General features: G+C 72.9%; 25 protein-coding genes. 7 read left to right on the forward strand and 18 right to left on the reverse strand.

Annotation, left to right across the window (positions count from 1 at the left end; genetic code table 11):
* Nucleotides 1-13: 13 nt before the first annotated feature.
* The 3 genes from ABD976_RS22350 to ABD976_RS22360 all read right to left on the reverse strand — a co-directional run bounded on the left by ABD976_RS22350 (nucleotide 14) and on the right by ABD976_RS22360 (nucleotide 3,730).
* A complete protein-coding gene (locus tag ABD976_RS22350) occupies nucleotides 14-766 on the reverse strand; it encodes an FAD-dependent monooxygenase (RefSeq protein WP_345366330.1) in 753 nt (250 codons plus the stop codon).
* Nucleotides 759-1,130 (reverse strand): STAS domain-containing protein, encoded by a 372-nt coding sequence (locus tag ABD976_RS22355; protein ID WP_345366332.1) that lies wholly within the window; start codon nucleotides 1,128-1,130, stop codon nucleotides 759-761. The genes ABD976_RS22350 and ABD976_RS22355 overlap by 8 nt, the downstream gene beginning before the upstream one ends.
* A gap of 248 nt (nucleotides 1,131-1,378) precedes the next feature.
* A complete protein-coding gene (locus ABD976_RS22360; protein WP_345366334.1) occupies nucleotides 1,379-3,730 on the reverse strand; it encodes an ATP-dependent Clp protease ATP-binding subunit in 2,352 nt (783 codons plus the stop codon).
* A 360-nt stretch (nucleotides 3,731-4,090) separates the two neighbouring features.
* Here ABD976_RS22360 and ABD976_RS22365 point away from each other — a divergent pair, with 360 nt between their 5' ends.
* Nucleotides 4,091-4,321, forward strand: a complete 231-nt coding sequence (locus ABD976_RS22365) for a hypothetical protein (RefSeq protein ID WP_345366336.1) — start codon at nucleotides 4,091-4,093, stop codon at nucleotides 4,319-4,321.
* Between the two features lie 5 nt (nucleotides 4,322-4,326).
* Here ABD976_RS22365 and ABD976_RS22370 read toward each other — a convergent pair whose 3' ends face one another.
* The 4 genes from ABD976_RS22370 to ABD976_RS22385 all read right to left on the reverse strand — a co-directional run bounded on the left by ABD976_RS22370 (nucleotide 4,327) and on the right by ABD976_RS22385 (nucleotide 7,661).
* Complete coding sequence (locus ABD976_RS22370; protein ID WP_345366338.1) at nucleotides 4,327-4,614, reverse strand: hypothetical protein; 288 nt, start codon at nucleotides 4,612-4,614, stop codon at nucleotides 4,327-4,329.
* A gap of 254 nt (nucleotides 4,615-4,868) precedes the next feature.
* Nucleotides 4,869-5,144: a TetR family transcriptional regulator C-terminal domain-containing protein gene (locus tag ABD976_RS22375; protein WP_425570120.1), complete on the reverse strand. Its 276-nt coding sequence runs from the start codon at nucleotides 5,142-5,144 to the stop codon at nucleotides 4,869-4,871.
* A 43-nt stretch (nucleotides 5,145-5,187) separates the two neighbouring features.
* Entirely contained in the window at nucleotides 5,188-5,829 is a 642-nt protein-coding gene (locus ABD976_RS22380) for a phosphoribosyltransferase (RefSeq protein WP_369774492.1), read from the reverse strand.
* Between the two features lie 92 nt (nucleotides 5,830-5,921).
* Nucleotides 5,922-7,661 carry an ABC-ATPase domain-containing protein gene (locus ABD976_RS22385; RefSeq protein ID WP_345366343.1) on the reverse strand — a complete coding sequence of 580 codons (1,740 nt, stop codon included), beginning with the start codon at nucleotides 7,659-7,661 and terminating at the stop codon, nucleotides 5,922-5,924.
* 191 nt (nucleotides 7,662-7,852) lie between these two features.
* Here ABD976_RS22385 and ABD976_RS22390 point away from each other — a divergent pair, with 191 nt between their 5' ends.
* Nucleotides 7,853-8,695, forward strand: coding sequence for a lysozyme (locus tag ABD976_RS22390; RefSeq protein ID WP_345366345.1), 843 nt, complete (start codon nucleotides 7,853-7,855; stop codon nucleotides 8,693-8,695).
* Nucleotides 8,696-8,763: 68 nt separating this feature from the next.
* On the opposite strand, the gene ABD976_RS22395 is transcribed toward ABD976_RS22390, so the two are convergent.
* The gene (locus tag ABD976_RS22395; protein ID WP_345366347.1) at nucleotides 8,764-9,900 is read right to left on the reverse strand and encodes an LCP family protein; all 1,137 of its coding nucleotides are present in this window, start codon (nucleotides 9,898-9,900) and stop codon (nucleotides 8,764-8,766) included.
* Nucleotides 9,901-10,092: 192 nt separating this feature from the next.
* Nucleotides 10,093-11,349, reverse strand: a complete 1,257-nt coding sequence (locus ABD976_RS22400) for an aspartate aminotransferase family protein (RefSeq protein WP_345366349.1) — start codon at nucleotides 11,347-11,349, stop codon at nucleotides 10,093-10,095.
* A 106-nt stretch (nucleotides 11,350-11,455) separates the two neighbouring features.
* Between ABD976_RS22400 and ABD976_RS22405 the strand changes: the two genes are divergently transcribed.
* Nucleotides 11,456-12,940 carry an NAD-dependent succinate-semialdehyde dehydrogenase gene (locus ABD976_RS22405; RefSeq protein ID WP_345366351.1) on the forward strand — a complete coding sequence of 495 codons (1,485 nt, stop codon included), beginning with the start codon at nucleotides 11,456-11,458 and terminating at the stop codon, nucleotides 12,938-12,940.
* 69 nt (nucleotides 12,941-13,009) lie between these two features.
* On the opposite strand, the gene ABD976_RS22410 is transcribed toward ABD976_RS22405, so the two are convergent.
* From ABD976_RS22410 to ABD976_RS22425, 4 genes are all read right to left on the reverse strand, one after another.
* Complete coding sequence (locus ABD976_RS22410) at nucleotides 13,010-13,699, reverse strand: GntR family transcriptional regulator (RefSeq protein WP_345366353.1); 690 nt, start codon at nucleotides 13,697-13,699, stop codon at nucleotides 13,010-13,012.
* A 57-nt stretch (nucleotides 13,700-13,756) separates the two neighbouring features.
* Nucleotides 13,757-14,479 (reverse strand): maleate cis-trans isomerase family protein, encoded by a 723-nt coding sequence (locus tag ABD976_RS22415; RefSeq protein WP_345366355.1) that lies wholly within the window; start codon nucleotides 14,477-14,479, stop codon nucleotides 13,757-13,759.
* A 167-nt stretch (nucleotides 14,480-14,646) separates the two neighbouring features.
* Nucleotides 14,647-15,405 carry a maleate cis-trans isomerase family protein gene (locus ABD976_RS22420; RefSeq protein WP_345366357.1) on the reverse strand — a complete coding sequence of 253 codons (759 nt, stop codon included), beginning with the start codon at nucleotides 15,403-15,405 and terminating at the stop codon, nucleotides 14,647-14,649.
* A 12-nt stretch (nucleotides 15,406-15,417) separates the two neighbouring features.
* A complete protein-coding gene (locus ABD976_RS22425; protein WP_345366359.1) occupies nucleotides 15,418-15,912 on the reverse strand; it encodes a DUF3830 family protein in 495 nt (164 codons plus the stop codon).
* A 185-nt stretch (nucleotides 15,913-16,097) separates the two neighbouring features.
* Between ABD976_RS22425 and ABD976_RS22430 the strand changes: the two genes are divergently transcribed.
* The gene (locus ABD976_RS22430) at nucleotides 16,098-17,075 is read left to right on the forward strand and encodes a D-2-hydroxyacid dehydrogenase (RefSeq protein ID WP_345366361.1); all 978 of its coding nucleotides are present in this window, start codon (nucleotides 16,098-16,100) and stop codon (nucleotides 17,073-17,075) included.
* Complete coding sequence (locus tag ABD976_RS22435; RefSeq protein WP_345366363.1) at nucleotides 17,076-18,491, forward strand: amidase; 1,416 nt, start codon at nucleotides 17,076-17,078, stop codon at nucleotides 18,489-18,491.
* 95 nt (nucleotides 18,492-18,586) lie between these two features.
* Here the strand turns inward: ABD976_RS22435 and ABD976_RS22440 are convergent, their stop codons facing one another.
* A complete protein-coding gene (locus tag ABD976_RS22440; RefSeq protein ID WP_345366365.1) occupies nucleotides 18,587-20,023 on the reverse strand; it encodes an aldehyde dehydrogenase family protein in 1,437 nt (478 codons plus the stop codon).
* 61 nt (nucleotides 20,024-20,084) lie between these two features.
* A complete protein-coding gene (locus tag ABD976_RS22445; protein ID WP_345366367.1) occupies nucleotides 20,085-21,347 on the reverse strand; it encodes an MFS transporter in 1,263 nt (420 codons plus the stop codon).
* Nucleotides 21,348-21,418: 71 nt separating this feature from the next.
* Here ABD976_RS22445 and ABD976_RS22450 point away from each other — a divergent pair, with 71 nt between their 5' ends.
* Complete coding sequence (locus ABD976_RS22450) at nucleotides 21,419-22,129, forward strand: GntR family transcriptional regulator (protein WP_345366369.1); 711 nt, start codon at nucleotides 21,419-21,421, stop codon at nucleotides 22,127-22,129.
* A gap of 138 nt (nucleotides 22,130-22,267) precedes the next feature.
* Nucleotides 22,268-22,663, forward strand: coding sequence for a VOC family protein (locus tag ABD976_RS22455; RefSeq protein WP_345366371.1), 396 nt, complete (start codon nucleotides 22,268-22,270; stop codon nucleotides 22,661-22,663).
* Nucleotides 22,664-22,721: 58 nt separating this feature from the next.
* Here the strand turns inward: ABD976_RS22455 and ABD976_RS22460 are convergent, their stop codons facing one another.
* From ABD976_RS22460 to ABD976_RS22470, 3 genes are all read right to left on the reverse strand, one after another.
* Nucleotides 22,722-23,831: an SPFH domain-containing protein gene (locus ABD976_RS22460; protein WP_345366858.1), complete on the reverse strand. Its 1,110-nt coding sequence runs from the start codon at nucleotides 23,829-23,831 to the stop codon at nucleotides 22,722-22,724.
* A gap of 77 nt (nucleotides 23,832-23,908) precedes the next feature.
* Complete coding sequence (locus tag ABD976_RS22465; protein ID WP_345366373.1) at nucleotides 23,909-24,337, reverse strand: NfeD family protein; 429 nt, start codon at nucleotides 24,335-24,337, stop codon at nucleotides 23,909-23,911.
* 55 nt (nucleotides 24,338-24,392) lie between these two features.
* Entirely contained in the window at nucleotides 24,393-25,208 is an 816-nt protein-coding gene (locus ABD976_RS22470) for a DUF3097 domain-containing protein (RefSeq protein WP_425570121.1), read from the reverse strand.

Here is a 25,208-nt window from a genome sequence, read left to right on the forward strand (position 1 = left end):
CGCGCGGCACCACTCACCCCAACGACCCGTACACCGCACCCACCACCGACCGCGGCTGCTCCGGACGGCGCGGCACCGCACTCCGATGCGCCCCGAACGCCGTCACCCACCCCGCATCCGCCGCCGAGAACGCCACCTGCGCCCCCCACGAATCCGTCAAGCACCACCGATCGCCCAACCACCCGTGCAGATCCGGGTCCTCGAACGACCACACCGCCATGTGCAACCCCAGGTAGCGCAACGCCCCCGACCCGAACAACGCCTCCCGCACCGACGACCGGATCCCATCCGCCCCCACCAGCAGATCCGCCGCCACCCGCGTCCCATCGCCCAACGACACCAGCACCCCGGACCCGTCATCGTCGAACCCCACCACCGGGCAGCCGTACCGCACCTCCACCCCACCGCCCAGCGACCCGCGCAACACCCGCTCGACATCCGGCCGCGCCACCGTCAGCAACGCACCCCGCTGCGCCCGGCTGAACCCCGCCACGTCCAACTCCGCACGCGACCGACCGCGCTCATCCACGAACGCCCACCGCGACACCCGGCGGCTCCGCTCCCGCAACCCCGGCAGCACCCCCATCCGGCGCGCCGCGTCCACGCCCAACCCCCAGAAATCGAGCACGAACCCCTGCTCCCGAGGACCCGCCGCCCGCTCCGCGACCAGCACCTCGCAACCCGCCGCCGCCAACCGGTGCGCCACCGCCAACCCCGCGATACCAGCACCGCACACCACCACGCGCCCGGGCGCACCCTCACCCACGAGCCCGCGCCAACGCCTCCACCGCGCTGTCCGGGCACACGAACCGCTCCGCCACCCCCGACAACTCCAGCACCCGCCGCACCGGACCGTCCCCGGTCACCACCATCAGCTCGATACCCCGCATCTCCGACCGCCGCTGGGCGTGCAGCAACAACTCCACCCCCGCCGAGGAGCAGAACGCCACCCCCGACAGATCCACCACCACCACCCGCAACGACGCCGCCGTCAACCGCTGCCGCATCAGCTCCGTCACCACCGGCACCGCCGCCAGGTCCACATCACCCGCCAAGCGCACCAGCACCACACCCGGCTCCGGCCACTCCACCGCCATCCGCAGCCCGCCCTGCCGAGACCGCCCGGGCAACGCATCCGCCGGCGAACGCGGCGCCACGATCGCCGGAGTGCCCGTAGTCCACCCGGGCCTCGTCGATCCGGATCTGAAGCCGATCACGCTTCCCCCCTCGAACGCCACCACCGACACCGCCCGCACCAGCCGTCACCAGGCCAGACGGCCCACCTCGCCCACCGTAGGAGCAGCACCACCGACCAACAAGCAGAACCGGACGCCCCGCACCGGCAGCAGCAACCGCCCCACCGGCACCACCGACCAGCTCATCCCCGAAGCCGCACCGCCGACTCCTCCACCGCCGCGTGCCGACCCCCCGACACCGGCTCCCACACCGTCGACACCGACCACGCCAACTCACCCGATTCCACCCCCACCGACACCTGATCGCCCGCCGAAACCTCCCCGGCCAACACCATCGACGCCAACCGGTTGTCCAGCTCCCGCGCGATCACCCGCCGCAGCGGACGCGCCCCGAACTCCGGCTGGTACCCCCGCGCCACCAACCACGCCACCGCGTCGTCGTCCAACCGCAACTCCACGCCCTTGGCCCGCAACTGCGCCGCCGTCCGCTCCAGCAACAACCCCGCGATCCGCAGCAACGCCTCCTGCCCCAACGGCGCGAACACCACCACATCATCGATCCGGTTGATGAACTCCGGCCGGAAGAACGCCCGCAACTCCTCCAGCACCACCCGCGCCGCCTCGTCATCACCCCGCGGCTGCGCACCGGCGATCCGCTCCGCCCCCAAGTTCGACGTCATGATCACGACCACGTTCCGGAAATCCACCAACCGGCCCTGCGCATCGCTCAACCGCCCCGCGTCCAACACCTGCAACAACGTGTTGAACACATCCGGATGCGCCTTCTCCACCTCATCCAGCAGCACCACCGAATACGGCTGCCGCCGCACCCGATCGGTCAACTGCCCCGACTCCCCGTACCCCACGTACCCCGGCGGCGCCCCCACCAGCCGAGACACCGTGTGCTTCTCCTGGAACTCCCCCATGTCGAACCGCAACAACCGCTGCGCATCCCCGAACAACGCCCGCGCCAACGCCCGCGCCAACTCCGTCTTGCCCACCCCCGTGGGCCCCAGGAACAAGAAACTCCCGATCGGCCGATCCGGATCCGCCAACCCCACCCGAGCCCGCCGCACCGCCTCGGCCACCGACCGCACCGCCGCGTCCTGCCCGATCACCCGCTCCTGCAACACCTCCTCCAGCACCAGCAACCGCTGCCGGTCCTCCACCGACACGTCCGACACCGGAATCCCGGTCCGCCCCGACACCACGTCGGCCACGTCATCGGCCCCCACCGACGGCTCGAACACCGCCGACTCCCGCACCTGCCCACCACGCCGCAACCGCACCCGCGAACACGCCTGGTCCAGCAGATCCACCGCCTTGTCCGGCAAGAACCGGTCCACGATGTAGCGCTGCGCCAACTCCGCCGACGCCGTCAACGCCGCCTCGTCGATCCGCACCCGGTGATGCCGCTGGAACCGCTCCCGCAACCCCCGCAACACCTCCACCGCCTCGGCCACCGACGGCTCCGGCACCGCGATCGGCGCGAACCGCCGCTCCAACGCCGGATCCTTCTCGATGTGCCGCCGGTACTCCTCCACCGTCGTCGCACCGATCAACCGCACCTCACCGCGCGCCAACGCCGGCTTGAGCATCGTCCCCGCATCCATCGACCCCTCACCGGCACCAGCCCCCACCAGGCTGTGCACCTCGTCGACGAACACCAGCACCTCATCCCGGTTCGCCCGGATCTCCCCCAGCACATCGCGGAACCGCTGCTCGAACTCCCCCCGGAACTTCGCCCCCGCCACCATCCCGGACAGGTCCAGCGACACCACCCGCTTGTCCGCCAACGACCACGGCACCGCACCCGACACGATCCGCTGCGCCAAGCCCTCCACGATCGCCGTCTTGCCCACCCCCGGATCCCCCACGAACACCGGGTTGTTCTTCGACCGGCGCCCCAGCACCTCGATCGCCTGCTCGATCTGCTCCCCTCGGCCCACCACCGGATCCAACGCCCCCGACCGCGCCAGCTCCGTCATGTCCACACCGAACTCGTCCAACCTCGGTGTCACGCTCAACACCGGACGACCCCCTCGATCCCCCCGCTCGATGGCCCGCGCCAACGCCCGGCCCGCCACCGAATCCGCATCCGTGGCCAACCCCAGCAGCAGGTGCCGCGCCGCCACCACATCCGCACTCTCACCCAGCGCTTGCCGGTACGCCCCCAGCAACGCCCGGCGCGCCGACGACGACAGCACCGGCGAAGACCCGGCCGCCACCGCCCCGGCCACCGGCGACGGCGGCCGCACCGCCGACGCCAGCTCCTCCACCCGCACCCCCGACGACGACAACAGCTCCGCCGTCGCGGGCACCTGCGTCACCGCCCACAGCAGGTGCGTGCTGTCCAGTTCGGCACCGCCCCGCTCCACGGCGGCCCGCATCGCCACCGACAACACCTGCTGGGCCTGGGCGTCCAGCAGCGTGCCCAGCTCCAGCCCCCGCCGCGCAGCCGGTTCGCCCGCGAACACCTCGCCGAACAGCGAATCGAACGCGGCCGAGGAATCACCGACGCCGTGGCGATCCACCCGCGCACCTCCACACACACCGCAGACGCGCCGCCTGCCACCTACCGGTCCGCCGACCAGCGACGACGCACCCGCGGGAACGGGCCGTCGCCCGCCCGCCCGCGCCGCGCTGATCCCCTCGCGACCACCCCGTGCGAGTCGTGCGGCCGGGCGGACCCGCGAAGCACCACTCGATCACCGCGGCCGCGGTGGTGGCACCAACATACTGAGAGCACCACCGCGCCCCCGAGGCCGCCCGCACCGCGGCGCGTGACCACCGACGTGTGCCGATCACACCACCCGGGTAGGTCCCGACCAGCGGCCGGGCACCGGCCGCTGACGAACCCACGAACCGGCCCCCGGAGGTGACTCGTGGAACCCATGGAACGCGAGAGCGGCAAGCACGGAGCCCGCCAGGACGACGCGATGGAGAAGGAACTCGAAGGGATGCTCCGCGGCAACCACCCGACCCGGGCCGAGGAGTTCCTCGACGCCGAGCCGCCCGCCGACGACGACCCGGACGCCCCGCTGGCCGAACGCCCGGAGCGCCCGGGAAGCCCGGAGAGCTCGGAGGGTTCGGAACGCCCGGAGAGCGGCGAGGAGGAGAGGTAACCCGGTCAGCTCGCGCGCTGCTGGGCCTGGTCGATGACCTCGGCCAGCCTGGTCAGCTCCTTGCTCGCGTGGGCCAGGCGGTCGGCCACCACGCTGGCGTGCCCGGACAGCGCGCCGGCGTGGCCGGCCGCCCGCAACCACTCGGTCACCCCGGTCACCCCGGTGGACATGCCCTCCACCGCCGCCGAGAACCCGCGCATCACCTGCTCGATCTCCTCGACCGAATGCGCCACCCCGGGGTCGCTCAACCGAGCGCCCAGCGCCGTGGTGGCGTCACCGACCTGCCAGGCCACCTCCGCTGAGTAGCCGTGCCCGCCGGAATCACCGCGCCGCCCGCTCGCACGCCCTTCCGGCGCGTGCCTACCAGCCTGCGGCGGCTGCTCATCGGAACGTCCACTGGCACCCATAGCCGACCAATCAACCCCATACCGGGTTCGGGATCCAACCCAACTCGCCCGAAACCGCCCGACCGGGCATGAAAACCACCCGATCTCCGGCTGCGGAGCTTGTGTGCGCCGAGCTTAGCCGTCGTGGCGGGTCTTGGCGATTACGCGCCGGGAGGATTGATTTGGGTCGACACTGAATCGACAGAGATTTTCAACTGAACCATCCGCAGACGGGCAGGAACGGGCCAAGGCCGTTCGATCGTGCAGCGGACCCAGCCGGTGCGGTCGTCGTACTCGGTGAACGCAGCGGTCATCAGGCAGCCGCCCGTCAGCAACGGCTCCTCCAGGCCGTCCACGGAGTTCTCACGCCCTGCGCGGAGCCGCCGCAGACTCGGCGGGGCGCTGCCGCCAGCCCGGCACGAAGGCGCCCTCCGCACCGGATATGACCTGATCGGGTGGTTTCGCGCAGTGTGCGCGTCGTCAGGCGAAGCTGTGGAGGATGTCCAGGATCTCGGCGTCCTCGGTGGCCTTGAAGTCGCGGTACCACTGCCCCACCGCGGCGAAGTCCGGCGGCCGCAGCACGCTGATCACCTCGTCGGCCTCGTGGGACAGCGACTCCACCGCGTCGGGCGCGCCGACCGGGACGGCCAGCACGATCCGGCGCGGTCCGGCTTCGCGGAGCATCCGCACCGCCGCGCGGGCGGTGGCACCGGTGGCCAGACCGTCGTCGACGAGGACGACGTCGCGGTCGGCCAGCGGCACCCGCTCCCCCACCTGGAACCGCTCCTCCCGGCTGCGGGCCTCCTCCCGCTCCTGGTCGGCGGCCTCCCGCATCCCCTGCTCGTCGAGGCCGAAGGAGCGCACCATGCGCTCGTCGTAGGTCGCCGGGCCCGCCGCGGTGACCGCTCCGATGGCGAGTTCGGCGTGCCCGGGGGCGCCGATCTTGCGCGCCACGCACACGCGCAGCGGCGCCCCCAGGCCGCGCGCCACCTCGGCGGCCACCGGCACGCCACCCCGGGCGAGGCCCAGCACCACCGGATCGCGCAGGTCGGCGTCACCGAGCCGCTCGGCCAGGACCTGCCCGGCCTGCACGCGATCGGCGTAGCCCTCCGCGGCAGCCATCATCCGCCTCCCTCGCGGCGCGTCGGTCGCACCCTGCGCCCCCAAGGTCCCCCCGGACGGGCCAGGACAAACCTCCGCCGGCGGGCGGCACCTCAGTCCGCGAAGCCCGACACCCGCAGCACCCGCAGCCGGTTCAGCGCGGCGGCGAGCTCGAAGCGGCGCGGCACGGCGAAGTCCCCGGCGTAGCGGTCGTCCACGGCGAACACACCGCGGCGACCGGCCTCCTCGTCGAAGGCGTCGAGCACCTCGGCCACGGTGCGCGACCCGTCGAGCAGACCGCTCCGGGCGCAGCTCACCAGCGCCAGACCGATCCCGGTGACCTGCGCGGGGTCGACGAGCTGCTCCACGGCCCGCAGCTCCACGGTCGATTCGCCGAGGGTCAGCGCATCGGTGCCCCGGGCCCGGACCTTCGGCCGGTCGGTCGGGATCGACCGCGGGTCGGGCACCCGGTCGCGCACCGGCGGGAAGACGTCGGCCTCCGGGTTGCGGCCGGTCGACTCCGCCGCCAGCTCGCGGGCTCGCGCGGTCACGTCGAACGCCCGGTAGGCGTCCATCATCAGCACCTGGTCGGCGACGTCCATGTAGTCGCCGGAACCGCCCATCACCAGCACCGTGGACACCCCGCGCTGCTCGTGCAGCGGCCGGATCAGGTCCACGAACGGGGTGAGCGGTTCGGCGTCCTTGGCCACCAGCGCCTGCATCCGGGCGTCGCGGATCATCAGGTTCGTCGCGGCGGTGTCCTCGTCGACCAGCAGCGTCCGCGCCCCGGCCTCGACGGCCTCCACGATCGCCGCGGCCTGCGACGTGGACCCGGAGGCGTTGTCGGTGGAGAAGTCGGCGGTGTCGGCGCCGGTGGGCAGGTGGCTGACGAACGGGCTGACGTCGACCCGGTGCACCCGCCTGCCGTCCTCGGCGCGGACCTTGACGGTGTCGTCGCGGCACACCACCAGTTCCCGGCCGTCGCCCGGCACGTGGTCGTAGATCCCGAACTCCAGCGCCCGCAGCAACGTCGACTTGCCGTGGAAACCGCCGCCGACGATCAGCGTGATGCCTTCCGGCAGCCCCATGCCGGTGACCTCGCCCCGGTTGGGCAGCTCGACGGTCACCCGCAGCGACTCCGGTGAGCTGAACGGGATCGCGTCGGTCAGCGGCCGGTCGTCCACTCCGGAACGGCGGGGCAGGATCGCCCCGTCGGCCACGAACGCGACCAGTCCCCGCGAGGGCAGCATCCGGCGCAGCGCGTCGGTGTCCTCCACCGAGTCCACGAAGGACGCCACCCGCCGGGCGTCGGTGTTGACGTGGCGCAAGGCGTCCTCGACGGCGTCGGGCAGGTCCTCGCACAGCGCCTGCTCGGCCTGCCTGCCGTCGATGGTCCGCCCCCGGCCCGGCAGGTCGATGCCCAGCCGCAGCACCACGTCGCCCCCGTCGATGCGGCAGGAGCTGCGCTCCAGCACCTCCTGGTGACCGGCGTCGACGCGCAACCTGCTGTCGCGCAGCACCCGGTGGGCCGCGCGGACCAGGAACCCGGCGAGCGCGCGCGCCCGCACCGGGGTCGACCACAGCTCCCGGGGAAAACCGGCGACCTCGGCGGGCACCCGCACCTCGCAGCGGCTGGCGGGCGCGTAGGGGTCCGGCTGCACGCGCTGGACCTCCAAGGTGAACGCCTCGAACGCCCACTGCCCGGTCAGCGCCTTGTACCGGCCGTAGCTCGACCCGTGCATGCCGCGCAGCTCCTGGCGCAGCCCCCGCTCGTCCCGGTCGGCCGACCGCCTCGGCGGGCGCTGCCCCCGGTCGTCGCGTCGCCTGCCGGGTCCCCCTGCTCGTTGTGCCATGCCCCGAGACCTACCCGACCTGCTCCGGAATCTCCACTCGGGAGAGCCACCTCACCCACCCACCACAGTGGAACACGCGCGGGCCGCCGAGATCGGGCGAGCGCCCCGGACCCGCGCTATTCTCCCTCCGCGCATGATCCGCTACCCGATGTGACGACCCCGCAGCCATGCGCGTCGAGGAGGGAAACCCCGTGGCACGTCCGCAGATCCCCGAGCAGCACCGCGGGCGGCGAGCGCTGCGCCGCGCCGTCGCCTCCGCCGCGGCGCTGCTCGCGGCGCTGGCCTTCGCCGCCCCGGCGGTCGCCGCCGACCAGCCCGCCACCCCCCGACTGGACCCGGACGACCCGCGCGGGGCGTGGGCCGGGTACAGCGTCGGGGGCGGCACCCCGGCGCCGCGGGCGCGGTCCGCGGTCGGGGTCGCCGGGATGGACGTCAGCGGCCACCAACCGCACGTGGACTGGCAGCGGGCGTGGGCCGACGGCGCCCGCTTCGCCTACGTCAAGGCCACCGAGGGCACCGGGTTCCGCAGCAGCACCTTCGACGCGCAGTACCGCGGCTCCTACGACGTGGGCATGGTGCGGGGCGCCTACCACTTCGCGCTGCCGGACCGCTCCAGCGGCGCCGCGCAGGCCCACTACTTCGTCGACAACGGCGGGGCCTGGACGCCGGACGGCCGCACGCTGCCCGGGGCGCTGGACATCGAGCACAACCCCTACGGGCAGATGTGCTACGGGCTGGACCCGGCGGCGATGTCGCGCTGGATCGCCGACTTCAGCAACACCTACCACTCGCGGACGGGCCGCTTCCCGGTCATCTACACCACGGCGAGCTGGTGGAACCACTGCACCGGCGCCAACCCGGACTTCGGGGCGAACAACCCGCTGTGGATGGCCCGCTACGCACCGCAACCGGGTGAGCTGCCCGCGGGGTGGACGCACCGCACGATCTGGCAGCACAGCGACCGCGGCGTGTTCCCGGGCTGCCAGGACGCCTTCAACGGCGACTACGCGGCACTGCGCGGGTTCGCCTCCTGATCCCTGCGCCCCTGATCCCTGCGCCCGGTACCGGGGCGGGCCACCGCAGCGGTGGCCCGCCCCGCGCGCTACTGGCCGAGCAGGTCGGCGGGGATCGGTTCGCTGTTGGCCACGGCCTCGAACATCCGCAGCGCGTTCTCCCGGTCCCACACCACGACGGACTGGCCGTTGACGGTGTCGAACCCGCCGAACGGGACGCTGGTGGTGATGCCGCCGGGGCCGCTGATCTCGCCCATCGCCAGCGCCAGCGACGCCAGGTGCCACACGTGGTCGCCGTCGTCGACCAGGAACGTCTTGCTCGCCCCGGAGGCCAGCGGGAACATCCGGAACGGGTTGAGCAGGGTGGCCGGGCTGGTGGCCTTGTCGACCAGGGCGCCGAGCAGCTTGCGCTGGTTCTCGGCGCGTTCGAGGTCGCCGCCGTCCAGCGAGTAGCGGGCCCGGACGAACCCGAGGGCGTTGGGCCCGTCGAGCTCCTGGCACCCGGCGGGCAGGTTGACGTTGGCGCGGTGGTCCTGCATCGGCTTCTCGAGGCAGATGTCGACACCGCCGACCGCGTCCACCAGGTCCGAGAACCCGCCGAAGCCGATCTCGGCGTAGTGGTCGATGTGGACGCCGGTGGCCTGCTCCACGGTCTGCGACAGCAACTGCGGTCCGCCGTGGGCGAAGGCGGCGTTGAGCTTGCTCCGGCCATAGCCGGGGATCGGCACCGAGGAGTCGCGGGGCAGGCTGATCAGCGCGGGCTTGCCGCCGCCGTCGGGGATGTGCACCAGCATCATGCTGTCGGTGCGGCGCCCGCCGGCGTCACCGGCGGAGAGCTCCTCCCGCTGGGCTTCGTCGAGGCCCTCCCTGCTGTCGGAGCCGACGAGGAGCCAGTTGGTGCCCGGGGTGTCCTCGATGCGGCCCTCGTAGTCCAGCGCGGCGGTGCGCTGCAGCATGCTGTCGACGTAGAACACCAACGCGCCCAGCAGCACGGCCACCACGAGCAGGGTGACGCCGATGCGCCGCCCCCACCGCTTGGGTTTGCGGCGCCCCCCGCCCCCGCCGCGCGGCGGCGGTCCCCCGCGTGGCGGGGGCGGGGGGTCGCGGCGCGTCGGGGGCGGCGGCGGTCGGCGGTCCTGCGCCGGGCCGCCCCCGTAGTAGTCGTACTTGCCGCCGCCCTGCGGCCGCCCGGACCTCGGCGGCGGCTGCGCCGACCAATCGCTCATGACCTCTACACCTGCGCCAGTCGTGTTCCCCGGCGCACCACGACCGGTGCGCCGAACTCTGGCGTGCAGCATCCCAGAAGGCCCGGAGCGAAGCACGCACCGCTACCGAACGGTGATCAGCTCTCACCCGTCCAGGCTGGTCAGCGGCCGTGCGGGGCCACGCAGTGCGATCGCTCACCGCGGGTGCGGTGCTCAGCGCGGGGCGACCTCGGCGACCGCGTCGGCCCACAGGCCCACGGCCTCGTCGACCTGCTCGGCGGTGACGATCAGCGGCGGGATCATGCGCACCACGTTGCCGTGCGGACCGCAGGTCAGCAGCAGCAGGCCGCGCTCGGCGGCGGCCCGGTGCGCCCGCCCGGCGGTCTCGGTGTCCGGGGTGCCCTCGGGCGTGGTGAACTCGTTGCCCACCATCACGCCCAGCCCGCGCACGTCCCCGATCACCGGGTGCTCGGCGGCGACCTTGCGCAGCCCTTCGCGCAGCCGGGAGCCCTGCTCGGCGGCGTTGTCCACGAGCCCTTCGTCGCGCACCACGTCCAGGGTGGCCAGCGCCGCGGCGGCGGCCACCGCGTTGCCGCCGTAGGTGCCGCCCTGCGAACCGGGCCACGCCCGCCCCATCAGCTCCTCCGGCGCCGCGATCGCCGACAGCGGGAACCCGCTGGCCAGGCCCTTCGCGGTGATGAGGATGTCCGGAGTGATGCCGGCGCGCTCGTGGCCCCAGAACGTCCCGGTGCGCCCGACCCCGGTCTGCACCTCGTCGGCGATCAGCAGGATGCCGTGGCGGTCGGCGCGCTCCCGCAGCCCGGTCAGGAACTCCGGCGGCGCCGGGATGTAGCCGCCCTCGCCGAGCACCGGTTCGACGATGACCGCCGCGGTGTCCACCGGCGCGCTCACGGTCACCAGCAGCCGGTCGAACTCGGCCAGGGCGAAGCGCACCGCCTCCGCCTCGCTCCACCCGTGCCGGTAGGCCTCGGGGAACGGGGTGAACACCACGCCCGGCATCATCGGGCCGATGCCCGCGCGCACCTTCGTCCCGGAGCTGGTCAGCGCGCCCGCGCCCATGGTGCGGCCGTGGAAGCCGCCTTGGAAGGCGATCACGTTCTGCCTGCCGGTGGCCTGGCGGGCCAGCCGCACGGCGGCCTCGACGGCCTCGCTGCCGGAGTTGGAGTAGAAGACCCGGTCCAGCCCGCTCGGCAGCACCTCCCCCAACCGATCGGTGAGTTCGAGCAGCGGGCGGTGCATGACCGTCGTGTACTGGCCGTGGATCAGGGTACCCACCTGCCGCTGGGCGGCTTCCACCACGCGCGGGTGGCAGTGGCCGGTGCTGGTCACCCCGATCCCGGCGGTGAAGTCCAGGTAGCGGCGGTCCTGCTCGTCGAAGAGGTGCACGCCCTCTCCGCGGGCGGCCAGCACCGGCGTCGCCTGCTTCAGCACCGGCGAGAGCTCAGCCATGATCGACTCCAAGCTGTCGAAGACCGTAGGATTGTTGACAATCTTGCCTGACATGCAACCATCAGCCAGCGCTGGTGTCCACCGCCCACGAGCAGAAGGGTCCACCATGAGCACTCCCACGACCGAACAGCACCCGCGCGAAGCCGCGGTCGTCGACGACGCCCCGAAGCAGCTGCTCATCGGCGGCAAGTGGCGGGCCGCGAGCCAGGACGCCACCTACGAGGTCGAGGACCCCTCCACCGGCCGGGCGCTGTGCGAGGTCGCCGACGCCAGCCCCGACGACGGGCTGGCCGCGCTGGCCGCCGCCGCCGAGGCGCAGCACGACTGGGCCCAGCACCCGCCGCGCGAACGCGGGGAGATCCTGCGCCGCGCCTACGAGATCATCATGCGCCGCCACGAGGACCTGTCGCTGCTGATGACCCTGGAGATGGGCAAGCCGCTGACCGAGTCGCGCGCCGAGATCACCTACGCCGCGGAGTTCTTCCGCTGGTTCTCCGAGGAGGCCGTGCGCATCGGCGGCGACTACGCCACCTCCCCCAACGGCACCGGCCGCTTCCTGGTGATGCGCCAGCCCGTCGGCCCCGCGTTGCTGATCACGCCGTGGAACTTCCCGATGGCGATGGGCACCCGCAAGATCGGTCCGGCCATCGCCGCGGGCTGCACCTCGGTGATCAAACCCGCCCACCAGACGCCGCTGTCGATGCTCGCGCTGGCCGAGATCCTGATGGAGGCCGGGCTGCCCGACGGCGTGCTCAACGTGGTGACCTCCCGCTCGGCGGGCAAGCTGATGGAGCCGATGATCCGCGACGGGCGGGCCCGCAAGCTGTCGTTCACCGGTTCCACCTCGGTCGGCCGCAAGCTCATCGAGCAGTCCGCCGAGCAGGTGCTCAAGGTGTCGATGGAGCTCGGCGGCAACGCGCCGTTCATCGTCTTCGACGACGCCGACCTCGACGCCGCGGTCGACGGCGCGATGCTGGCCAAGATGCGCAACATCGGGGAAGCCTGCACCGCCGCCAACCGGTTCTACGTGCACGCCGACGTCGTCGGCGCGTTCGCCGAACGCCTCGCCGAGCGGATGTCCGCGCTGCGCATCGGCCGCGGCGTCACCGACCGCATCGAGGTCGGTCCGCTGATCGACGCCGACCAGCTCGGCAAGGTCACCGAACTCGTGGCCGACGCCGTCGACCGGGGCGCCGAAGTCGTCACCGGCGGCTCCCGCCCCGACGGCGACGGCTACTTCTACACCCCGACCGTGCTCACCGACGTGCCGGTGGACTCGCGGCTGACCACCGAGGAGATCTTCGGCCCCGTCGCCCCGATCACCCCGTTCACCGACGAGGACTCGGTGGTCGACGTCGCCAACGCCACCGAGTACGGCCTGGTCAGCTACCTCTACACCCGCGACCTCCAGCGGGCCCTGCGGGTGTCGGAACGGCTCGACGCCGGCATGGTCGGGCTCAACCAGGGCGTGGTGTCCAACCCGGCGGCGCCGTTCGGCGGCACCAAGCACTCCGGGCTGGGCCGCGAAGGCGGCAAGGTCGGCATCGACGAGTTCCTGGAGACCAAGTACGTCGCCATCGGCGGCCTGTGACGCGCCACCGAGCACGCGGCGGGCGGCTCCCCGGATCCCCGGGGGCCGCCCGCCGCCGTCGGTCCCGGCTCAGCCGGTCATCGAACCGCCGAGCCGGTGCTGGGCGTCGGTCATGTGCCCCTCCAACCGCGCCAGCAGCAACTCCTCGTCGGCGGCCTCGATCGCATCGACCAGGCCCTTGTGCTCGTCGACCAGCGCCTGCACGTCGGCGTGGTACTTGTCCTGCAGCGCGGTCAGGCACATCCGCTTCTCCACCAGCAGCGTCTGGGCCATCCGCTGCAGCCGCGGGCTGCCCGAAACCCGCACCAGGGTCTCGTGGAACTCCTGATCGGCGTCGGCCAGCTCGATCGGGTCGCCCTTGCCCGCCGCGGCCACCATCCGGCTCTGCGCCGCGGTCAGCTCCGCGACCGCCTCGACCCGGTGGTGGCGGACGATCTGCACGCACGCCGCCCGCTCCACCGCGAGGCGGGCCAGGTAGATGTCGTCGACGTCCTCGGTGTCCAAGGTCATCACGAACAGCCCGCGGTGCGGCTCGCTGCGCAGCAGCCCTTCGGCCACCAGCCGCTGCATCGCCTCCCGCAGCGGACCCCGGCTCACCCCCAGCCGCGCCGCGAGCTCCGCCTCGCCGAGCTGGCTGCCGGGCGCCAGCGACCCGTACATGATCGCCGCCCGGAGCTGGTCGGCCACGATCGCCGCGGTCGACTTGCGCTGCACCGGTTCTAATTCGCCTGGCTGGTTATGCTCCTCGATCCCGAGCACCAGAACACCATCTCCTCAGTTCGGGGACCTCCGCGTCCCCGGCCGCCCGGGCCGCCCTCAGGCGGGCACCCGGAACAGCGTTCCCAATCCGTTGTGCGTACCGCGATCACCGGCCAGGCGCAGCGCTTCCCACGCGGTGACCTGGTTGGCGGTGAGCACGGTCTTGCCGACCCGCTCCTCGAGGTCGTCCAGCCACGCCGCGGTGTGCAGCGCGGTGTCCGGCAGCAGCAGGGCCTCGGCGCGGGCGTCGTCGTTGGCCGCCGCGAACTCCAGGACCTCCTCGCGTCCCAGGGTGCCGACCTCGGCGGCGGTGATGATGCCACGGCTGGACATCCGCACCACCTCCAGCTCGGCGGCCTCCAGGAAGTCCGCGAACCGCTCCGCCACGTCCGCCGGGTAGGTCGCGGCCACCGCGACCCGCCGCACGCCCAGCGCCTGCGCGGCGCGGACGAACGCGAACGAGGTGCTGGAGGTGGGCAGCCCGGTGACCGCCCGCAACTTCTCGACCTGCTCGCGGGCGCCCTCCGGGCCGAACACGAAGCTGCCGCTGGTGCAGCCCCACAGCACCGACGACACCCCGTGGTCGAGGAGCCGCCGGGCCCCGTCGGCGAGCACCTCCCGGGAGCCCACGTCCAGCAGGGCGTCCACGCGGTGCGCGTCCTCGCGCATCTCGGTGTGGACCAGGGGCAGCCGGCAGCCTTCGCCCAGCAACCCCGCCAAGGTCGGGTAGTCGTCTTCGGCGCTGTAGCCGGGGTAGAGGATTCCTGCGGTGAACGGCACCGGGGAGCTCCCTCCTTCGTCGTCGGGTGCGTCAGGACCACCGGCGGGCAGCCGGCGGAACCGACGGGACGGCGGACAACGGCGTCGACGACCACCGATCAACTCGGTCGATTGTCGACAATGTTACCGCACGTCCCGTCGGCGAAAAGGGGTTCGTGACCTGTTCGTCACGCGGCGGGCGCATCGACCACCTGCAGCAGCCGCTGCTCCGGGGCCACCGCGCGCAACCCCATCGCGCGCAGCGCCGCCCACACCGTGACCTGGTTCGCCGTGAGCACCGGTTTGCCCAGCTCCTGCTCCAGCGGGCCGATGATGTCGTAGGTCGGCAGGTTGGTGCAGCTGATGAACATCGCCTCCGATTCCGGGCGGTCCGCCGAGCGCACGATGTCCACCACGTCGCGGTAGGCGACCTTCCAGATCTGGCCCAGCAGACCCAGACCCACGTTGGCCACCACCTCGACGCCGTAGTCGGCCAGGAACCCGCCCAGCCGCTCCGACACCGCCTCGACGTACGGCGAGGCCACCGACACCCGGCTGACGCCCAGCGACCGCAACGCCTCCACCAGCGCCCCCGAGGCCGTCACCGCCGCCGGGGCGCCCGCGTCGCGCATCACCTCGACCAGCGCCCGCTCGCCCACCGCGCCACCGACGAAGCTGCCCGAGGTGCAGGCGTAAGCCACCACCTCCGGCTCCGGCACCAGCAGATCCCGGGTGGCGCTGTGCACGGCGGCCTCGTCGCTGATCAACGACGCCATCTCCACCGTCACCGGCACCGGCACGAACGGGGTGCGGGTCAGGTACAGCGACACCTCGGCGGGCGCCCACCGCCACAGCTCCCGGTCCAGCGCCAGGTCGAACGGGGCGATCACCCCGATCCCGCGCTGCGGCTGCGGACCCGCCACCGCCTCCAGCGGTTCAGGCGGCATCGCGCGCCCCCGTCACCCGGTGTGGCGCGCGTAGCGGAGGGTCTCGCCGACGCTGCCGGACCGCCACACGTCGTGGCACGCCTCGGCCATCCGGTCCAGCCCCTCCACGATCGTCGCGAAGACGTTGCCCGGAACCCAGCCCACGTCACCGTTGAGCAGCAGGTTGTTCCGGCCGTAGAAGATCGCCAGATCGATCACGCCGGGCAGCTCGTGGATGTCCTTCTCCTCCTTGAACCCGCGGTCGAGCATCCCGCCGTCGAAGGAGAAGTAGACGACGTCGCCCGGGATCGGGGTCACCGTCGGGTTCTCCCGCCCCGGCTCCTCCGCGGCGAACCGCGGCACCATCGTGTAGACCTCGTTGCGCGCGTACTTCGCGTGGTGCGCCGGCCCGACCTGGGGCAGCGCCTGCCACACGGCCTCGCAGGTGCGCGGCGCGTCCTTGTCCAGCAGCTCGGCCACGCAGGACACCCCGCGCTTTTCCAGGGTGATCGTCAGGTACCTGGGCATCGACATCGCTTCCGTTCACGGGGAGGGGTGATGACTCCGGGTCCGTGCTCCTCGCCGCCGGACGAGCACCCACGCGGATTGTTGACAATCGTACGAAGCGTTCCTAGCGTGTCAATGCCCCGGCTCGGCCGCTCCTCCCGGCACGCTCGGCGGGGACCGCACACCTCCGTCCGCGAAGGCCGCCCATGACCCACCCCGCGCCCACCGTCGCCGTCCTGCACGCAGGCACCCCGCCCCCGTCCCTGGACCGGATCGCGGCGGTCGCCGACGTCCGGGAGGTCACCGACGACCAGCTCCCCGACGCCCTGCCCGGCACCGACGTGCTGTTCGTGTGGGACTTCCGGTCCGACGCCGTCGCCCGCGCCTGGCCCGCCACCGGCGGCCCCCGCTGGGTCCACGCCGCCAGCGCCGGGGTCAACCACCTGCTGTTCCCCGCCCTCGTGGACTCCGACACCGTGCTGACCAACTCCCGCGGCGTCTTCGACCAGCCGATGGCCGAATACGTCCTGGGCACCGTGCTGTCCTTCGCCAAGGACCTGCACACCAGCGTCCGCCTCCAGGACCGCAAGCAGTGGCGGCACCGCGAAACCGAACGCATCGCCGGGAAATCCGCGCTGGTCGTCGGCACCGGCCCCATCGGCCGCGCCATCGCCCGCCAGCTCACCGCCGCGGGCATGACCGTCACCGGCGCGGGCCGCCGCGCCCGCACCGGCGACCCCGACTTCGGCGACGTCCACCGCTCCGACGACCTCGCCGACCACCTCGACCAGATCGACTACCTGGTCCTGGCCGCGCCGCTGACCGAGCAGACCACCGGCCTCGTCGACAGCACCGTCCTCGCCCGGTGCCGGCCCACCGCCCGCCTGATCAACGTCGGTCGCGGCGAACTCGTCGTCACCGACGACCTGATCACCGCGCTGCGGGAACACCGCCTGGCCGGCGCCGCGCTCGACGTGTTCGACACCGAACCGCTGCCCCCCGACTCACCCCTGTGGGAGATGCCCGACGTGCTCATCTCCCCCCACATGTCCGGCGACACCGTCGGCTGGACCGACGAACTCGTCGAGCTGTTCCTGGCCAACCTGCGCGACTACGCCGACGGGGCGAAGCTGCGCAACGTGGTCGACAAGCAACGGGGATACGTCAGCGGATCGGAGCACTGAATGACCCACACCCAGGACACCACCACCCGCACCGCGGCCGACCTCACCGCCACCGAACTGCTCGCCGCCTACCGCACCGGGGAGCTCTCCCCCGTCGAAGCCACCGACGCCGTGCTCGACCGCATCGCCGAAGCCGACGGCGCCGTCAACGCCTACTGCCTCGTCGACCCCGACCACGCCCGCGAGCAGGCCCGCGCCTCCGAACAGCGCTGGCAGCGCGGCCAACCCCGGGGCAAGCTCGACGGCGTCCCCACCTCCATCAAGGACATCTTCCTCACCGAGCACTGGCCGACCCTGCGCGGCTCCCGCACCACCACCCCCACCGCCACGCCCGACGCGCCCACCACCGCCCGGCTCCGCGAGCACGGCGCCGTCTTCGTCGGCAAGACCACCACCCCGGAACTCGCCTGGAAGGGCGTCACCGATTCCCCGTTGCACGGCACCACCCGCAACCCGTGGGACACCACCCGCACCGCCGGGGGCTCCAGCGGCGGCGCCGCCGCGGCCGTCGCGCTCGGCATGGCGCCGCTGGCGATCGGCACCGACGGCGGCGGCTCGGTGCGCATCCCCGCGTCGTTCTGCGGGATCTGCACCCTCAAACCCACCTACGGGCGCATCCCGCACTACCCCGCCAGCCCGTTCGGCACCCTCGCCCACGCCGGACCGATGACCACCACCGTCACCGAGACCGCGCTCATGCTCGACGTCCTCGCCGAACCCGACGCCCGCGACTGGTCCGCCCTCGAACCACCGCACGCCTCCTACCTCGACGGCCTCGACGACGGCGTGCGCGGCCTGCGCATCGCGCTGAGCCTCGACCTCGGCTTCGACGGGGTCGAGGTCGACCCCGAGATCACCCGCGCCGTCACCACCGCCGCCGAGCACTTCACCGCGCTCGGCGCCACCGTCGAACGCGCCGACCCCGGATTCGCCGACCCCGCCGAGGACTTCCACGTCCTGTGGTTCTCCGGCGCGGCCAAATCCGTCCAGCACCTCACCGCCGACCAGCGCACGCAGCTCGACCCCGGACTCCGGGAGATCACCGAGCAGGGCCTCACCTACTCCGCCCAGGACTACCTCGAGGCCACCAACACCCGGATGCTGCTCGGCCAGCGCATGGGCGCCTTCCACCAGAACTACGACCTGCTGCTGACCCCGACCGTGCCGATCCCGCCCTTCGAAGCCGGGCACGAAGTACCGCCCGGCTGGAACCGGCCGCGCTGGACGAGCTGGACCCCGTTCACCTACCCGTTCAACATGACCCAGCAGCCCGCCGCCAGCATCCCCTGCGGACGCACCGGCGGCGGACTCCCCATCGGACTGCAGATCGTCGGCCCCCGCCACGCCGACGCCCTCGTCCTGCGGGCCGCCCGCGCCTACGAGCAGGCCCACCCCTGGAGCCGCGTCCCCCGCTGACCACGATCTCCGGCCGTCCCCGCGGTGCCCTCGCGCGGACGGCCGCGAAACCGCGCCCGGATCAGGAGCGCCGCCGGCGAGCGGCGGACCGCCGATCACTCCTGCCAGCAGGACATGACGTGCTTGACCCGGGTGTACTCCTCCAGGCCGGCTCGCCCGAAATCCCGCGCCGACGCCGAATGCTTGAAACCGCTGTGCGGCATCTCCGCCACCAGCCCGCGATGCGCGTTGATCCACACCGTGCCCGCCTGCAACGCCCGCGACATCCGCATCGCCCGGCCGTGATCCCGCGTCCACGCGCTCGCGACCAGCCCGTAGCGCACCTCGTTGGCCAGCGCCACCGCCTCCTGGTCGTCGGCGAACCGCTGCACCGTCAGCACCGGGCCCAGCACCTCGTTCTGCACCAGCTCGTCGTCCTGGTGCACCCCCGCGACCACCGTCGCCTCGTGGAAGAAGCCCCGCTCCCCCTTGCGCCGACCACCCGCCACGATCCGGGCGTGGCCGGGCAACCGCTCCAAGTGGGCCTGCACCACGTCGAGCTGCCCCGCGCTGTTGAGCGGGCCGAACGCCGCGTCGGGATCCTGCGGCGGCCCCGGCCGCATCGCCCCCGCCCGCTCCACCAGCGCCGCCAGCAGCTCGTCGTGCACCTCCTCGGCCACCAGCACCCGGCTGGCCGCCGTGCAGCTCTGCCCCGCGTCGCCGAACGCCGAGGCCGCGATCCCCTCGGCCGCCCGCGCCAGGTCCGCATCCGCGAAGACCACCGCCGGCGCCTTGCCGCCCAACTGCAGGTGCGCCCGCTTGAGGTCGGCCGCCGCCGAACCGGCCACCTCCATCCCGGAACGCACCGAGCCGGTGATGGTGAACATCCCGGGCACCCCGTGCGCCACCATCGCCCGACCGCTGTCCCGGTCACCGCACACCACGTTGACCACCCCGGCGGGCAGCACCGCGGCCGCGATCTCCCCCAGCAGCACCGCGGTCACCGGCGTCGTCTCGGCGGGCTTGAGCACCACCGAGTTGCCCGCGGCCAGCGCGGGGGCGAGCTCGGCGACGGCCAGCAGCAGCGGATGCGTCCACGTCGCGGTCTGCGCGCACACCCCGATCGGCTCCCGCCGCGCGAACGAGGTGTGCCCCGGCAGGTACTCCCCCGCCGCACCGTCCTCCAGCACCCGCGCCGCGCCCGCGTAGAACCGCAGCAGGTCCACCGCCGCGGGCAGCTCCGCGTCCCGCACCACCGACCACGGCTTGCCCGTGTTGCGGCATTCCGCCAGCACCAGCTCGTCGGCGCGCTCCACCACCGCGTCGGCCAGCGCCAGCAGCGCCCGCTGCCGCTGCCCCGGGGTGCTCCGCGACCACCCCTCGAAGGCCCGCGCCGCCGCGTCCATCGCCGCGTCGACGTCCATCCACCGGGTCAGCGGGGAACTCCCGTACTCCTCACCGGTGCTCGGATCCACCAGCGGCAGGCGCTCCCCGGCCAGGGTGCCCACCCGCTCGCCGCCGACCACGTTGTCCAGTTCCAGCGCTGCGGACACGAAACCTCCATCACTGCCGCCGGCCCCCGTCGGCCGACCCGGCCACCACAGGAGGCCGACCCTATCCCCGTTCCGGCGCGGCGCGGACCCGCGACAGGCCCTGCGCCACCGTTCCCAGCAGGAGCAGCAGCACCACCGGCAGGAACGCCCACCGGTAGGCGGTCGGCCCCGGCAACGAGGACGTCGCCTGCAGGACACCGCCGACGAGGAGCTGGATCAGCACCGCGGCGGTGAACCCGCCCATGTTGACCACGCCGGACGCCGTGCCGGAGCGGTGCTCGGCATTGGCCAGCCGGGCCCCGTCGAAGGCGAGCATCGCCGCACCCCCGGCGACCCCGATCACCGCCAGCGCGACCACCAGCAGCGGAGTCGGCAGCGCCCCCGGCCACCCGGCCAGCACCACCCACGCCACCACCACGGCGACCGACATCGCCAGGGCGTAGCGGTCCCGACGCAGCGGCCGGCCCGCCGCGAACTGACCGGCCACCAGGGAACCGACGATGAACGCGACCACCGCCAGCAGCAGCAGCGAACCCGCCTCCGTGCGGCTGCGTCCCTGCGCCTCGGTCAACCACGGCTGGCCCCACAGCGTCGTCAACGCCACGAACTGCGCCATCAGCACGAAGTGCACCCAGAACGCGTGCCGGGTGCCCCGCTGGGCGACCACCGCCCGCAGCGACGCCCCGATCCGCTCCCGAGGCGGCGCGGTGGCGGGCCGCTCGTCGGTCCGCTCGCGGATCACCCCGGCCGCCACCGCCGCCAGGGCCAGCGTCAACCCGGCCGCGCCGACGAACGTCGGCACCCAGCCGAATCCGTGCAGCGCCGCGGCCAGCGGCACCGTCGACAGCACCTGCCCGAGCCCGCCGATCAGCCCGGTGATCGCGGCGACCTGGCCGTAGCGGGCGGGCGGGAACCAGTGCGCGGCCAGCCGCAGCACGTTGGTGAACATGAAGGCGTCGCCGAACCCGATGAGCATCCGGCCCGCGACCCCGCCGAGGACCGAGCCGCTGATCCCGAACACCGCCGAGCCGAGCGCCAGCGCCAGCATCCCGCCGCTGATCACCTTGCGCGGGCCGAGCCGGTCGGCCAGCACTCCGGCGGGCACCTGCAGCGCCAGGTAGACGCCCATCTGCAGCGCGGAGAACACGGCGAGCACCGCCGGACCCGCGGAAAAGCGCTCCAGCGCGGCGGGCGCGGCGACGCCCAGGCTGGCGCGGTGGAACATCGCCGCGAAGTAGCACGCGGCACCGACGCCCCACACCAGCCAGGCGGTGCGGCCTCCTCTGGTGCTGCGCGGTGGTGCGCTCGGAACCGTTCGGGTCACGGTGGCAGGACCTCCCCACGAGAAACTCGCATACAGCTTAGATACAAGCGGCGTGCAAGTACGATGACCGCGTGTCGAGCGCAACACCGCACCACCCCGTGTCTCCCGCCACAGCCGCCGAGGCCGGACCACCGGCCGCCGACCGCGCCTACCAGCACGTCAAGGCAGGACTGCTGGACGGCGGCTTCCCCGACGGCCACCTGCTGTCCGAAGGCGAGATCGCCACGGCGCTGGAGATGTCGCGCACCCCGGTCCGCGAGGCGTTCCTCCGCCTGCAGGCCGAGGGCTTCCTGCGCCTCTACCCGAAACGCGGCGCCCTCGTCCTGCCGGTCACACCGCTGGAGGCCCGCGCGGTCCTGGAGGCCCGGCTGGCGATGGAGAGCTTCGCCATCGACAAGCTGGCCACCGAGGGCCCCGAGGCGATGCGCACCGTCGGGCGCGAACTGCTCGAACACCCGGCCTGCGACGCGGGCGAGCTCACCGACGCCGCGCTGCACGAGGCCGACCGCGGCTTCCACGCCCACCTCGTCGCCGCCGCGGGCAACCCGGTGGTGACCGACCTCTACACCGCGCTGCGGGACAAGCAGATGCGGATCACCGCCACCGCGCGCACCCACACCGCGCGGCCGCGCATCACCCACCAGCACGGCGGCCTCGCCGAAGCCCTCCGCGACGCCGATCCCGAACTCGCCAAGCAGCGCCTGCGCGAACACCTGGTGGGAACCCTGCGCGGCTTGGGCATCTCCGGCGGCTCCTACCTCGATCCCGAGGACGAGGGCTGACTTCTTGTTCCTGGGCTTCGCGGGGTGTTCCGTGATTGGAGATTAATTTCGGTCGACACTGAAGTCATCAACATTACAAATGTATTCGGTGCGCCGGAATCCGCGGCGAGCCGACGTCGACGAGGTCATGCTGGCGCCATGGAGAGCGAAGCGCGACGAGCACCCATCTGGCCGCTGATCCCCTACGACGACAAGCCAGGAGGTCTCCGGTTCCTCGTGGAAGCCTTCGGGTTCACCGAAGCGCTGGTCGTGCCCGATGACAGCGGCGGCATCGTGCACGCCGAGCTGCGCTGGCCGCTGGGCGGTGGCGTCATGCTGGGGACCACCGACCCGGCCAGCCCGTTCGGCAAGCCGCGCGGGTCGGCCGCGGTGTACCTGGTCACCGACTCCCCCGACGCGCTGTTCGAGCGGGCGGTGGTGGCCGGCGCCGAGGTCCTGATGCGCCCCTACGACCAGGACCACGGCTCGCGCGACTTCTCGGTGCGCGACCCCGAGGGCAACACCTTCAGCTTCGGCACCTACGCCGGGAGCTGACACGACGCGGCGGTGGGCACCCCTCCGAGGTGCCCACCGCCGCGCGGGAGATCGGTGCTCAGGCCTGGTCCGGGCGGGCCGGCGGCGCGGAGGCCGGGGCCTGCCCGAGGGCACCCGGCTCGCCGAGCATCCCCGGTGCCGGGACCTCCTTGCGGGCCACGGCTTCCGCCGCCCGCACCGCCTCGGCGACCTCCGGCGTGGACGAGGTGTCGAACCACGCGCGGATCGACTCGTCCTCGTCCTCGGGCGCCTCCTGCGGCGCCTCCTCCTGCGGCGGCTCGTAGCGGAACACGCCGTCCTCACCGGGCGCACCGAGCATCCGGGCGAAGCCCTCCAGCGACTTGCCGAAGTCGCTGGGCACCATCCAGACCTTGTTCGCGTCGCCCTGCGCCATCTGCGGCAGCGTCTGCAAGTACTGGTAGGCCAGCAGCTCCGGCGTCGGCTTGCCCCGCTTGACCGCGGCGAAGACCTTCTCGATGGCCTTGGCCTGGCCCTGGGCCTGGAGGTAGCGGCTGGCCCGCTCGCCCTGCGCGCGCAGGATGCTGGACTGCCGCTCGGCCTCCGCCGAGAGGATCGCGGCCTGCTTCTCACCCTCGGCCGCCAGGATCGCGGCCTGCTTCTCGCCTTCCGCGGTCTTGATCGCCGCTTCCCGCTGGCCCTCGGCGTTGAGGATCATCGCGCGCTTCTCCCGGTCGGCGCGCATCTGCTTCTCCATCGAGTCCTGGATGGACGGCGGCGGGTCGATCGCCTTGAGCTCCACCCGCGCCACCCGGATGCCCCAGCGCCCGGTCTCCTGGTCCAGCACGCCCCTGAGCTGGCTGTTGATCGCGTCGCGCGAGGTCAGCGTCTCCTCCAGGCTCATCCCGCCGACCACGTTGCGCAGCGTCGTGGTGGTCAACTGCTCCACGCCGATGATGTAGTCGGAGATCTCGTAGACCGCCGAGCGCGAATCGGTCACCTGGAAGTAGACCACCGTGTCGATGGAGACGGTGAGGTTGTCCTGGGTGATCACCGGCTGCGGCGGGAACGAGACCACCTGCTCGCGCAGGTCGATGCGGGCCCGCACCCGGTCGAGGAAGGGGACCAGGAAGTTCAGCCCCGGGTCGGCCACCGCACGGAACCGCCCGAGCCGCTCGACGACCGCGGACTGCGCCTGGGGCACCACCATGACGGCCTTGACCGCCACGATGATCACCAGCAGCACCACGACCGCCAGCACGATGATTTCGGTCAAGGTCTTCCTCCTCAGATCCCCGCGCCGACGACCGCGGTCGCGCCGGCGATCTCGATCACCGTCACCCGCTCGCCGACCTCGAACACGTCGTCGCCTTGCGCCCGCGCGGACCACACCTCGCCGTCGAGCCGGATCCGGCCGCCCCTGGCGTCCACTTCGGACTCCACGAAGGCCTCCTTGCCCACCAGCGCGCTGACGTTGGTGCGGAGCTCGCGCGGGTTGTTCATCCGGCGCTTGATGGCCGGCCGGACGACCGCGATCAGCCCCAGCGACACGACCGCGAAGACCACGGCGTCGAGCCACAGCGGGGCCCCCAGCACATCGACCCCCGCCGCCGCCAGGGCCGCGACGCCGAGCATCACCAGCACGAAGTCGCCGGAGAGCGCCTCGGCGGCCACCAGCACCACCCCGGCGATCAACCACAGCACAGCGGGAGTCATGCCTTCATCGTGGCAGAGGCCACCCCCGGACGAGGGCAGCTCCGCCCGGGTGTGATCAACGCGTGACGTCGACGGTGACGAAGTCGATCAGCTGCTCCACCGCCGTGAGCAGCGGGGTCCGCAACTCCCGGAAGCTCGACACGCCGGACAGCACGCGGCGCCAGCCGTCGGCCGGTTCGCCCCAGCCGAGCTCCGCGCAGACACCGCGCTTCCACTCCGTCCCGCGCGGCACCCGCGGCCATTCCCGGATGCCCACCGCCTCCGGCCGGACCGCCTCCCAGATGTCCACGAACGGGTGGCCGGTGATCAGCACGTGCTCGTCGTCCACCGCCTCCACCAGCCGGGCCTCCTTGCTGCCGGTGACGAGGTGGTCGACCAGCACCCCGACCCGCCTGCCGGGCTCCGGGCCGAACTCCGCGAGCGCCCCCGCCAGGTCGTCGATGCCGTGCAGCGGTTCGACCACGACGCCCTCGACCCGCAGGTCGTGCCCCCAGACGCGCTCCACCAGCTCGGCGTCGTGCACGCCTTCCACCCAGATCCGGCTGCCCCGCGCGGTGCGCGCCCGCACGTCGGCCACCCGCACCGAACCGGAGGCCGACCGCCGGGTCCCCGCCGACGCCGCGGGAGCGGCCGGGCGCACCAGCGTCGCGGGCCGCCCCTCGAACAGGAACCCGGCGGGGCGCAGCGGGAACAGCCGCTGCGCGCCGTGGCGGTCCTCCAGCACGACGGCGTCCTTGTCGATCCGCACGACCGCCCCGCAGAAGCCGCTGGCCGGGTCCTCGACGACCAGCCCCTCCTCGGCGGTGATCTCGGGCACGCGTCGCCGCCGCGGCCCCGCCAGCACGTCTTCGCCGTAGTCCATCGAGCGCAC

Source organism: Saccharopolyspora cebuensis, from assembly GCF_039542665.1.
Taxonomy (GTDB): Bacteria; Actinomycetota; Actinomycetes; order Mycobacteriales; family Pseudonocardiaceae; genus Saccharopolyspora; species Saccharopolyspora cebuensis.

Excerpts from the sequence above, each read along its gene's own strand:
- ABD976_RS22460 (WP_345366858.1), bottom strand. The coding sequence starts at position 23,831 with ATGGTGGTGCCCCAGGCGCAGTCCGCGGTCGTCGAGCGGCTCGGGCGG.
- ABD976_RS22400 (WP_345366349.1), bottom strand. The coding sequence starts at position 11,349 with ATGGCTGAGCTCTCGCCGGTGCTGAAGCAGGCGACGCCGGTGCTGGCC.
- ABD976_RS22420 (WP_345366357.1), bottom strand. The coding sequence starts at position 15,405 with ATGCCGCCTGAACCGCTGGAGGCGGTGGCGGGTCCGCAGCCGCAGCGC.
- ABD976_RS22385 (WP_345366343.1), bottom strand. The coding sequence starts at position 7,661 with ATGGCACAACGAGCAGGGGGACCCGGCAGGCGACGCGACGACCGGGGG.
- ABD976_RS22455 (WP_345366371.1), top strand. The coding sequence starts at position 22,268 with ATGGAGAGCGAAGCGCGACGAGCACCCATCTGGCCGCTGATCCCCTAC.
- ABD976_RS22425 (WP_345366359.1), bottom strand. The coding sequence starts at position 15,912 with ATGCCCAGGTACCTGACGATCACCCTGGAAAAGCGCGGGGTGTCCTGC.
- ABD976_RS22365 (WP_345366336.1), top strand. The coding sequence starts at position 4,091 with ATGGAACGCGAGAGCGGCAAGCACGGAGCCCGCCAGGACGACGCGATG.
- ABD976_RS22465 (WP_345366373.1), bottom strand. The coding sequence starts at position 24,337 with ATGACTCCCGCTGTGCTGTGGTTGATCGCCGGGGTGGTGCTGGTGGCC.
- ABD976_RS22395 (WP_345366347.1), bottom strand. The coding sequence starts at position 9,900 with ATGAGCGATTGGTCGGCGCAGCCGCCGCCGAGGTCCGGGCGGCCGCAG.
- ABD976_RS22405 (WP_345366351.1), top strand. The coding sequence starts at position 11,456 with ATGAGCACTCCCACGACCGAACAGCACCCGCGCGAAGCCGCGGTCGTC.
- ABD976_RS22430 (WP_345366361.1), top strand. The coding sequence starts at position 16,098 with ATGACCCACCCCGCGCCCACCGTCGCCGTCCTGCACGCAGGCACCCCG.
- ABD976_RS22380 (WP_369774492.1), bottom strand. The coding sequence starts at position 5,829 with ATGGCTGCCGCGGAGGGCTACGCCGATCGCGTGCAGGCCGGGCAGGTC.
- ABD976_RS22435 (WP_345366363.1), top strand. The coding sequence starts at position 17,076 with ATGACCCACACCCAGGACACCACCACCCGCACCGCGGCCGACCTCACC.